Here is a 10,440-nt window from a genome sequence, read left to right on the forward strand (position 1 = left end):
CCGCTTTCCTTTTCTGGGGTTAATTCACGGGGACAGTTTTACCGTGGCAATTTTTGTATTTCTTTCCACTTCCGCAGGGGCAAGGATCATTTCGTCCCACCTTCTTTTCCACCTTAACCGGCTGGCTCCGCTGAGGCTGCTGCTGCTGCTGTGCACCTGCCTGGGAAAGGGATGAGCCGAATTCCGACTTGCTCTCCTTAAGGTTGCTGAGATCAAGACGCCTGGGAGCCTGAGCCCTCTGAATCTGGCTGCTGTCGCGGATCGGAATATGCCCTTTGACCAGGATACTGACCACTTCGCGGTTCACTTTATCAAGCATATTTTTAAACAATTCATATGCCTCAAATTTGTAAATCAGCAAAGGATCCTTCTGTTCATAGGCTGCATTCTGCACCGACGTTTTGAGATCATCCATTTCGCGCAGATGCTCCTTCCATGCCTCATCAATGGTGTACAGTATAATGGTTTTCTCATAGGAACGGACCAGCTCCATTCCTTTTGTTTCATAAGCTTTCTTGAGGTTGGTTATGATCTGATATACCCGCTGTCCGTCGGTTATAGGAACAACAATATTTTCGTATATATGGGACTGCTTTTCGTAGACGTCCTTAATGACAGGATATGCCTGTGAAGCAATAAATTCAGATTTCCTTTTGTACTGGGCCACCAGGGCTCTGTAAATTTTGTCGGTAAGTTCTTCAATGGTTTTCTGCCTGAATTCTTCCTCAGTAACAGGAGCATCCATGGAGAGTGTCCGGATGAGATCCATGGTAAAGTCAGAGAATTCAGAAACACCATAGTGGGTTTCAACAACTGACTGCACGGCATCATACATCATGTTGGCGATATCGACTTCCAGCCGTTCGCCGAAGAGGGCATGACGGCGGCGGCGGTAAACCACTTCGCGCTGGGAATTCATCACATCGTCGTATTCCAACAGTCGTTTACGGATGCCGAAGTTGTTTTCCTCCACCTTGCGCTGGGCCCGTTCGATTGATTTGGTGATCATGGGATGCTGGATCACTTCACCTTCTTTAAGGCCCAGTTTATCCATCAGGTTGGCAATTCGATCCGATCCAAAGAGCCGCATCAGGTCATCTTCAAGGGAAACAAAGAACTGGGAAGTTCCGGGGTCTCCCTGGCGACCTGAACGACCTCGAAGCTGGCGGTCAACCCGGCGGGATTCATGCCGCTCTGTGCCGATGATGGCCAGCCCGCCTGCCTGTCGAACTTCCTCTGTTATTTTGATGTCGGTACCCCGGCCAGCCATATTGGTAGCAATGGTAATGGTGCCTTTTTTACCCGCTTCGGCCACAATTTCAGCTTCCTTGGCGTGTAGCTTGGCATTCAGCACCTGGTGCTTCAGACCTCTGAGCTTCAGCATACGGCTCAGAAGCTCTGATACTTCCACCGACGTTGTTCCGACAAGGACAGGGCGTCCTATCTTGTACAGATGTTCAATTTCGTCAATAACTGCATTGTATTTTTCGCGTTTGGTCTTATAGACCAGATCCTCCATGTCCTTTCTGATAACGGGCTTATTGGTGGGAATTACAACAACATCCAGTTTGTAAATATCCCAGAACTCACCGGCTTCCGTTTCGGCAGTACCGGTCATACCCGCCAGTTTCTTGTACATACGGAAGTAATTCTGGAGGGTAATGGTGGCGAAAGTCTGTGTAGCCGCCTCAACCTTCACCCGCTCCTTCGCTTCAATAGCCTGATGCAGTCCGTCGGAATACCTTCTGCCTTCCAGAATACGACCTGTTTGCTCATCAACAATTTTGACCTTATTGTCAATTACAACATACTCTACATCCTTTTCGAAAAGCGCGTATGCCTTCAGTAACTGGTGAACGGTATGGACACGTTCCGATTTAACTGCGTAATCCTGAAGCAGTTGGTCCTTCTTTGCCAGTTTTTCTGCATTGGAGAGATTGGATCGTTCAATTTCAGCAATTTCAGAACCTATGTCGGGCAGGATAAAAAAATGCGGGTCTTCCGAGGCAGCTGTAATCAGATCAATCCCTTTGTCGGTGAGTTCAACTGAGTTGTTTTTTTCATCGATAATAAAGTAAAGGTCATCTGTAACAAGATGCATGTTTTTGGAGTTCTCCTGCATGTAAAAGTTTTCCGTCTTGAGCAGGAGCGCCTTGTTTCCCTGTTCGCTCAGCAGTTTTATGAGGGCATTATGTTTCGGAAGACCTTTGTATGCCTGCAAAAGGTTGAATCCTGCTTTTTCCAGGTTGCCTTCGGCAAGGTATTTTCGGGCATCAGCCAGTATCTGATTGACCAGTTTGCGCTGGGCATTGACCAGGTTCTCGACACGCGGTTTGAGTTCTTCAAAGAGCTGATCGTCTCCCTTGGGCACCGGCCCTGAAATAATAAGTGGTGTGCGGGCATCGTCAATAAGCACCGAGTCGACTTCGTCCACAATGGCATAAATATGTTCTCTCTGGACCAGGTCTTCAGGACTGAGAGCCATGTTGTCGCGCAGGTAATCAAAACCAAATTCGTTGTTGGTTCCAAAGGTAATATCTGCCTGGTAGGCTTTGCGGCGGGCCTCGCTGTTGGGCTGGTGTTTATCAATACAGTCAACGGAAAGACCATGGAACTGATACAATGGCCCCATCCATTCCGAGTCACGGCGCGAGAGGTAATCATTTACAGTTACGATATGAACACCGCGGCCGGAAAGCGCATTGAGAAAAACGGGAAGGGTGGCAACGAGGGTTTTTCCTTCGCCGGTTGCCATTTCAGCAATTTTCCCCTGATGGAGAACCACACCTCCGATCAGCTGGACATCATAATGAACCATGTCCCAGCGGATGCGGTTTCCTCCGGCCATCCAGCTGCTATGCCACAGTGCTTTGTCACCTTTGATTTCAACATGATCGTATTTGGCGGCCATCTCCCGATCGAAATCATTTGCCGTAACTTCCACCACATCATTCTCCACAAATCTTCTTGCAGTATCTTTCATGATGGCGAAGGCTTCGGGTAAAACTTCATCCATCACTGCCGCAAGCCGCGCATCAATTTCCTTCTCGATCCGGTCAATGCGCTCATAAAGATTTTCCTTCTGGTCAAAATCGTCGGTCCGCTCAACTTCCTCCCTCAGGCGGGCAATTTCAGCTTCCAAATCAGCTACACTGGATTTAACTTTGGTCCGCAATGCTGCCGAACGCGCCCGCAGTTCATCATGCGACAGTTTGGTAATGGAAGGATAAATATCACGAATTTTATCAACTATGGGCATTATCTCCTTGATATCCCTTTCGGACTTATTGCCCAGAAAACCGGAAAGAATTTTATTAATTAGGCTCATCAGTAAAATGATTCAAAAAATACAAAGTACAAAAGTAATGAATATTACAGTAATACTGTTTCCTTAAGAGAAAAACCAAAAACATTGCACTTCCTGTGCAAAAAGCAGACCAGAATGCACAAAACGTCATGGGTTTTTCAGTGCGAAATTACCAGGCGACGGGAAACATTTCCACTGGCTGTATACAATGTGATCAGATACATGCCGTCTTTCCACTGCTGTACAGGAATTTTCAATGCCACATCGTTCTGAGTTCCTGACAAAGTTTCCGACCATTGTACCTGTCCCAGCAGATTGACGATGGTCAATGTAACCTTGTCTCTGACTGGCAATCCTTTAAGCGAAATGTAAAGATACTCTGATGCAGGATTCGGGAAAACCGAAAGATTCTCATGTGTAACTGAAACCGAAGGCACATCCACATAATCCTGAATATGAATATTGTCGATGGCCCATCCCCAGCCATGTGCATAAGGATCGCTGAAAAGGCGGAACCTTATGAGAACCGTATCCTCCGGTTGAAAATAGGGATCGGAAAGCAAATTGATAACCCGCACCTTAAACAGCGACATATCACCAACGGCAAGCGAATTACCACGGATATCTTTTGAACTATTGTACTTTGCAAGCCATTCAGGGTATGCACGGCAATCCCAGCCGGGGACGAATGGTTTCCAGGTACTTCCTCCATCTTTAGAACCTTCCACCACCACATAGTCATAAAAATCAGTACTGCCAAACACACTGTTCTCCTCTCCCGGTTCCACCAGGGCTATCTCCCAGAAGGTCATGTAGGTTGCCGGTCCTGTAAGAATAACCGGAATTCGCAACTGAGCCGTAAAATTCAGCTTCTGATTATCCATATCAGGACTTTTGTAAGGATGTTCACTGTGCAATCCCAGGGTATAGAAGCCTGACGGCTGGTCAATGGAAAAGCCATTCATCAGAAAATCAAATGTTCCGGAATTAAAATCATTGTGATAACTGCGGACAGGTTCCGGGACCGGCTCGACCTGAAGAGTAAAGTATCCTGATTCGGGAAGACGGGTTTCGTTATGCGCCTTTGACTTGTCTCTTGCCACAATGCGATAGAAAATCGTATCGTCGGCTGTAATACCTGCCAATCTGACAGGAATGGAGGCTGAATAATAAACCAGCGAATCATGCCGGAGACCTATGGCAGGTTGAGGGGTCTTGTTCACCAGATATTCTATAAAAGCTGTATCCACTCCCAGGTTATCCCGCACCACTGCTTCCAGAATAACAGAATCGGCTACATCAAGAACATACGGAACAGGTTGATGCTGAATATAGGGTTTGATGGTATCTTCACCTATATAGAAGGAGTAAACAAAATCAGGAGCCCCTGAAGGAGCAGTAAACAAACGCTGGAAGGTATCTTTTACGGAAATATAATAGAAAATTCGTTGTCCCAGTTTTGTCAAAGGAATATCAGCAGAGAATTCATTGGGATTTCCGGTTGGCAGCAATGGCTTTACGGTTGAGGTTCTGAAAGTATCAGAAGAAAAATACAATTTCACGGAATTACGTGAAAGAGCGGTATCACTGGTAACAACAGCCCTAACAGTGACCCGTGAGGTAAGATCTTCAATGTCGGGCAGTGTATCGTGTTTGATCCAGGTATGAATCCATCCCAGATCTCCGAGGATTCCGAGGGCAATCGGGCCCGGGTCATGAATAACTTCCATCGTCTGGGTGGCATGTGTCATAAGGCCGTTTATAGTCCCATCGTATTTGCTGTCGTCAAGATGAGCAATACTGGATCCCTGATCCCACTTGGAAGGAGCATAAAGTTTTGCATTAAACCCTGAATTGGCGCTTCGGGCAACGATTCCGTCAAAATATACCTTATTGCTTCTCAGCGCTGATCCGAGCAATGTTGATGGACGGGGATAGTAATTCGTGTCGACAAGATAAAGACCATAGATATTTGTTACGTACTTATCGAAAATAACCGGAATCCCGGTAGAACCAAGTCCATAATCACCTTCGCGCGTGGCAGAATAATACGTAAAGCTTCTGACAAAACCCAGACCATGGCAGAGTTCATGCAGAACAGTTGTTACAAAGTCATACTTACCGGAAGGGCAATTGCCATCGGTTCCAAAATACCAGAGGGACAGATCATTAGAAAAAGAACCGTAAATATCAGGCTGGTCTTCGCCATTAATATCGCGGCCAAGCATCCGTTCTGCCAGCACCACGGGAAAAAACTTAAATACATCGGAAGACCCGTCAAAGCCTCTGTAATATACTGATGGACCGGTACTTCCAAGAACACCGGAGGGCAGTTTTTCCCAGGTGGCATCAATTCTTATTGGCACCGGAGAAGTTATCATGGAAGCCCAGAGGCTCACTGCATAATCAAAAGCGGTTTTCGCCGCCGAAGGGAAGTCATGATACGTTACCCTGATATCCGCCTTTTTGACAGAAGCAGACTTGAGGCGGGATAGTAATTCAGGGCGTGGTAATATTCTGGTATTGGCATCAACCGGCAAACCATAACATACCGGAGGAGGAAACGTTACCGGTTCTCCGAAAAAAGTTACCTGGGCCGTACCCTTCCCTATAAAAATAAGCAGTAAAATAGAAAACAAAACACTTGTCTTTCTCATAAAACGTTATCATTAGCAAGACATAACAAAACCGTATCTTTACAATCGAATATTTACCGCCAAACCATGAAACAAATTTGCCGATTTATTTTATTCCTGCCAACAATTTTTTTCCTTTCCTGCAGTTTTCATCCATTTAGTAAGGATGAGACACCCTGGCTTGAGATGGAAAAAACTTCGTGCAGGGGACAATGTCCGGAATACAAGGTTAGTTTTTATTCAAATGCAAGGGCCATATACGAAGGATATTCCTTTGCTCCCCGCACCGGCAGGTATTATGCCAGACTCCCGGAAGAAAAAATGAAAAAACTGAATGATATGGTCAGGGAGGCTCAGCTTGATTCCTTCAGGGATTCCTATCTTTCGCTCCGGCCGGATCTTCCAACAACTTACATCCGATATATTTCCGGTGGCAACATCCGGATCATAACTGATTATGACAACGCCCCGGCGGGTCTCAAAAAATTCGAAGAAGAACTGGAAAAACTGACTGAAAGCCTTATCTGGAAAAAAGCCAGGTAAACATTATTCAGCAGCAGTACCGGCATCTTTTTCTTTCTGACGGATTGACATTATATCGCGGTCAAAAAGGTACAAATGCTGGTCTCCGGCGAGGCGCAGACTATCCAGCAGGGAACGCACAGAGGCTTCTTCTTCAAGTTGTTCGTTGACAAACCACTGTACCCACTGATAAGTATTAAAGTCTTTTTCCTCCAGACAGGTTTGAACAATTTCGTTGATGGATGCCGTGATAAATTGTTCATGCTTAAGTACTTCCTCAAACATTTTCAGCACTCCGGCATACCGTACGGGCGGTTTTTCAATTTCGGGAATAATGGCTTTACCGCCGCGTTCGTTGATATACTTGATCACCTTCAGCATATGAAGACGTTCTTCTTCTGCCTGGGCATAGAGCCATCCGGCAATCCCTTTATAGCCTTCTGTTTCGGCCCAGGATGCCATGGCCAGGTAAAGATGGGAGGAGTAGCCTTCGCGCACAACCTGGCGGTTGAGAATGGATTCAATTTTCTTGTTCATATTTCATTGATTTTTAAGGATTTACGACAAATTATGAATGATTTCTGCTGCAAATTCTGAACATTTCAATAAAGTTGCCCCTTCCATGAGGCGTTCAAAGTCGTAGGTTACTCTTTTGGATAAAATGGTTTTTTCCAGTCCGTTCACAATCAACCGGGCGGCCTCATTCCAGCCCATATACTCAAACATCATGACGCCCGAAAGAATAACCGATCCGGGATTTACCTTATCCTGGCCTGCATATTTGGGTGCGGTGCCATGTGTTGCTTCGAAAACAGCATGTCCGGTCTGATAGTTGATATTGGCGCCGGGAGCTATTCCGATTCCGCCGACCATGGCGGCAAGAGCGTCGGAAATGTAATCACCGTTGAGATTCAGTGTAGCAATTACAGAATATTCTGAGGGCCGCAGAAGAATCTGCTGGAGGAAAGCATCGGCAATAACATCTTTAAGGATCAGTTTGCCTTTCCTTGATGCATCGTTCATTGCCTCTTCAGCGGCAGACTGTCCTTGTGATGCAGCAATTCTGTCATACATAGCCCAGGTAAAGACTCTGTCTCCGAACTCCCTTTCAGCCAGTTCATAACCCCATACCTTGAACATTCCTTCCGTGAACTTCATTATGTTACCTTTATGCACCAGGGTAACCGAAGGACGTTTATGTGCAAGGGCATACAGAATAGCGTCGCGCACCAGGCGCTCGGTTCCTTCTTTTGAAACCGGTTTGATTCCGACCGAACTTGTTTCGGGAAACCGGATTTTGGAAACCTTCATTTCTTCCTGGAGAAACCGGATAACTTTTTTTGCCTCATCGGTTCCTGCCAGCCACTCAATTCCTGCATAAATATCTTCAGAATTCTCCCTGAAAATGACCATATCAACCATTTCGGGATGCTTTACCGGTGAGGGAACACCATTGAAGTAGCGGACGGGTCGCAGGCATACGTAAAGGTCAAGCAACTGCCGCAATGCAACGTTCAGCGAACGGATACCACCACCAACAGGGGTTGTTAACGGGCCCTTTATGGCAACCAGATGCTCCCGTATGGCATCAAGCGTCTCATCAGGAAGCCAGTTTCCGGTCTTTTTGAATGCCTTTTCGCCGGCGTATACTTCCTTCCAGATTATTCTCCGTGTGGTTCCATACGCTTTTTCAACAGCCGCATCAAACACTTTTACGGCAGCTGACCAGATGTCCGGACCGGTTCCGTCTCCTTCAATATAAGGAATGACAGGAAAGTCGGGAACCTCCAGCTGATTTTCCTTCTTTCGTATTTTTTCTCCCTTCATGGCTAATCAAAATCAAGATTAAAATCTTTGCGCATTCTGTTCAGAAGAGGATTTCGGGAAGCCAGTTCCTGAAACTTTTCCTCGGCTGTATAGATCCTTCTCGGTGATTCCTTTTCTTCTATTTCCGTAACAATACTGACAGCGGAATTGTTCAGTGTTTTACGCAAATAGTTCAGCAGATCCGCTTTTACATTCAGGTTAAAATCTTCCAGTTGGGTTTCATTGTCCATCAGGAGATGAATAGAAAAATTCTCCTTCAAAACAGGTTTTTTTGATAAAAGGATACTGTGCAATCTTGGTTTTTCCGATTTGAGTTGCTGAACAAATTCCCTGTAAGCCGATTCGAGCTGGTCTTCTCCAAAGGCTTCATTTTCATTCCCCCGTGGTTCTTCGACCACAGGTGCATTATCGGCATCCTCCTCTCCTTCCGGTGATTTCCCTGTGGCTTTATTCCCCGTCGAAAGGATGTCTTTTAATGAAAGGGAGGAGGAGCTTGTAATAACGATCTGTTTTTTGCCGGCCGGTTGTTTCTGATCCGGCTTGTCAGAAACGCTTTTTTCGGTTGTTTTACCCGGGGTCTCCTTAGCGGCAGGCGCAGTGGTTTCAGATGGGTTTACCGGATACTTTTTTTTTTCAGCTGTTAAACCCGCAAGTTTTAAAAGGCTCAGTTCGACAAGCAACCGTGGATTACGGGATGATCTGAACTGAACATCGCATTGGGTGCATATATCGATAGCCTGAAGCAGGAACGCAGGGTCGCATTTTGCCGACTGTTCCAGATATCTGAGCCTGATTCCTTCTCCGACATCCAGCAGGTCAATTGTCTTTTGATCCTTGCATACCAATAGATCCCTGAAGTGGTTTCCGAGGCTGATAATGAAATTCTGGGCATCAAATCCATGTTCCAGAATTTCATTGAATAAAAGAAGAACCGAAACGCTGTCGTTTTCAAGGAAGCTGTCGGTTAGCCGGAAATAATATTCATAATCAAGAATATTAAGGCTTTTGATAACATTGGCATAGGTAACCTGCCCCCCTGAAAAACTGACAATCTGATCAAAGATAGAAAGGGCGTCCCGCATGGCGCCTTCAGCCTTTAATGCAATGATATTAAGAGCATCCGGTTCGGCTGCTATCTGTTCACGGGCGGCAATATCGGCCAGATGATTCACTATATCCCGAACTTTAATCCGGTTGAAATCAAAAATCTGGCAGCGTGACAGTATGGTTGGCAGGATCTTATGTTTTTCAGTGGTTGCCAGGATGAAAATGGCATGCCGCGGAGGTTCCTCGAGGGTTTTGAGGAAGGCGTTGAAGGCAGCAGCCGACAGCATGTGTACTTCATCGATAATATATACACTGTATTTACCAATCTGAGGAGGAATTCTCACCTGATCAATCAGGTTCCGAATGTCATCCACCGAGTTATTGGAAGCGGCATCCAGTTCATGGATATTGTAGGAACGCGATTCATTGAATGCCAGACAGGATTCGCACTGATTGCATGGCTCGGTATTTTCGTCAAGATGATAGCAGTTAATGGTTTTGGCAAAAATCCGGGCACAGGTGGTTTTTCCTACGCCGCGCGGGCCACAGAAGAGGTAAGCCTGCGCCAGCTGACCGTTTTTTATTGCATTCTTAAGAGTGGTTGTAATTGCTTCCTGCCCTATGACCGAGCCAAAAGTTGCCGGACGGTATTTGCGGGCTGATACAATGAATCGTTCCATGGGTACAAATGTAGTAAAATATGTTGTTCGTATCCCGTGTTTCGCAACCACAGGATTGGCATTTTCTCCAACAAGCTGAAAAATTGTTTGCAAAACGGAATTGTGTCAAACCTGCAATTCATGCCAGCATGGAAAGAGATCAGTCAATTTGCAAGGGGAAATTTATCTTTTTGATTTACAAGGCATTAACAAAGATGTTCCTCATAAAATATGGTAAACTTCCTTGATCGGATGCCAAAAAATTTTCAATAAAGGAAAAAGTTTCTATCTTTGCAGGCCTAAAAATTAATTAATTAATTTTAAATCATTATGTTAAACCAGTACGAAACCGTTTTCATTTTAACTCCCGTTTTGTCTGAAGCACAGGCAAAGGAAGCGGTACAAAAATTCCGGAGCGTGATCACCGATGGTGGTGGTGAGA

General features: G+C 45.7%; 7 protein-coding genes. 2 read left to right on the forward strand and 5 right to left on the reverse strand.

Annotated features, from left to right (window positions below; genetic code table 11):
• Positions 1-19: 19 nt before the first annotated feature.
• Positions 20-3,328: a preprotein translocase subunit SecA gene (gene secA / locus GX419_03505; protein ID NLI23758.1), complete on the reverse strand. Its 3,309-nt coding sequence runs from the start codon at positions 3,326-3,328 to the stop codon at positions 20-22.
• 137 nt (positions 3,329-3,465) lie between these two features.
• Complete coding sequence (locus tag GX419_03510) at positions 3,466-5,964, reverse strand: T9SS type A sorting domain-containing protein (protein NLI23759.1); 2,499 nt, start codon at positions 5,962-5,964, stop codon at positions 3,466-3,468.
• 165 nt (positions 5,965-6,129) lie between these two features.
• Here GX419_03510 and GX419_03515 point away from each other — a divergent pair, with 165 nt between their 5' ends.
• Entirely contained in the window at positions 6,130-6,486 is a 357-nt protein-coding gene (locus GX419_03515) for a hypothetical protein (protein ID NLI23760.1), read from the forward strand.
• A 3-nt stretch (positions 6,487-6,489) separates the two neighbouring features.
• Here GX419_03515 and GX419_03520 read toward each other — a convergent pair whose 3' ends face one another.
• The 3 genes from GX419_03520 to GX419_03530 are packed head-to-tail and all read right to left on the reverse strand — an operon-like array spanning position 6,490 to position 10,019.
• Positions 6,490-7,002 (reverse strand): ferritin, encoded by a 513-nt coding sequence (locus GX419_03520; protein ID NLI23761.1) that lies wholly within the window; start codon positions 7,000-7,002, stop codon positions 6,490-6,492.
• A gap of 21 nt (positions 7,003-7,023) precedes the next feature.
• Positions 7,024-8,292, reverse strand: coding sequence for an NADP-dependent isocitrate dehydrogenase (gene icd, locus GX419_03525; GenBank protein NLI23762.1), 1,269 nt, complete (start codon positions 8,290-8,292; stop codon positions 7,024-7,026).
• A 2-nt stretch (positions 8,293-8,294) separates the two neighbouring features.
• Positions 8,295-10,019 (reverse strand): DNA polymerase III subunit gamma/tau, encoded by a 1,725-nt coding sequence (locus GX419_03530; protein NLI23763.1) that lies wholly within the window; start codon positions 10,017-10,019, stop codon positions 8,295-8,297.
• Positions 10,020-10,328: 309 nt separating this feature from the next.
• On the opposite strand from GX419_03530, the gene GX419_03535 reads away from it, so the two are divergent.
• A partial coding sequence (locus tag GX419_03535) for a 30S ribosomal protein S6 (protein ID NLI23764.1) occupies positions 10,329-10,440 on the forward strand: 112 nt, incomplete at its 3' end.

Source organism: Bacteroidales bacterium (assembly GCA_012517825.1).
In the GTDB taxonomy this organism is placed as follows: Bacteria; Bacteroidota; Bacteroidia; order Bacteroidales; family JAAYUG01; genus JAAYUG01.

What these genes read in the sequence shown, in the direction of transcription:
- secA (NLI23758.1), bottom strand. Translation starts at nt 3,328, where the DNA reads ATGAGCCTAATTAATAAAATTCTTTCCGGTTTTCTGGGCAATAAGTCC.
- GX419_03510 (NLI23759.1), bottom strand. Translation starts at nt 5,964, where the DNA reads ATGAGAAAGACAAGTGTTTTGTTTTCTATTTTACTGCTTATTTTTATA.
- GX419_03515 (NLI23760.1), top strand. Translation starts at nt 6,130, where the DNA reads ATGGAAAAAACTTCGTGCAGGGGACAATGTCCGGAATACAAGGTTAGT.
- GX419_03520 (NLI23761.1), bottom strand. Translation starts at nt 7,002, where the DNA reads ATGAACAAGAAAATTGAATCCATTCTCAACCGCCAGGTTGTGCGCGAA.
- icd (NLI23762.1), bottom strand. Translation starts at nt 8,292, where the DNA reads ATGAAGGGAGAAAAAATACGAAAGAAGGAAAATCAGCTGGAGGTTCCC.
- GX419_03530 (NLI23763.1), bottom strand. Translation starts at nt 10,019, where the DNA reads ATGGAACGATTCATTGTATCAGCCCGCAAATACCGTCCGGCAACTTTT.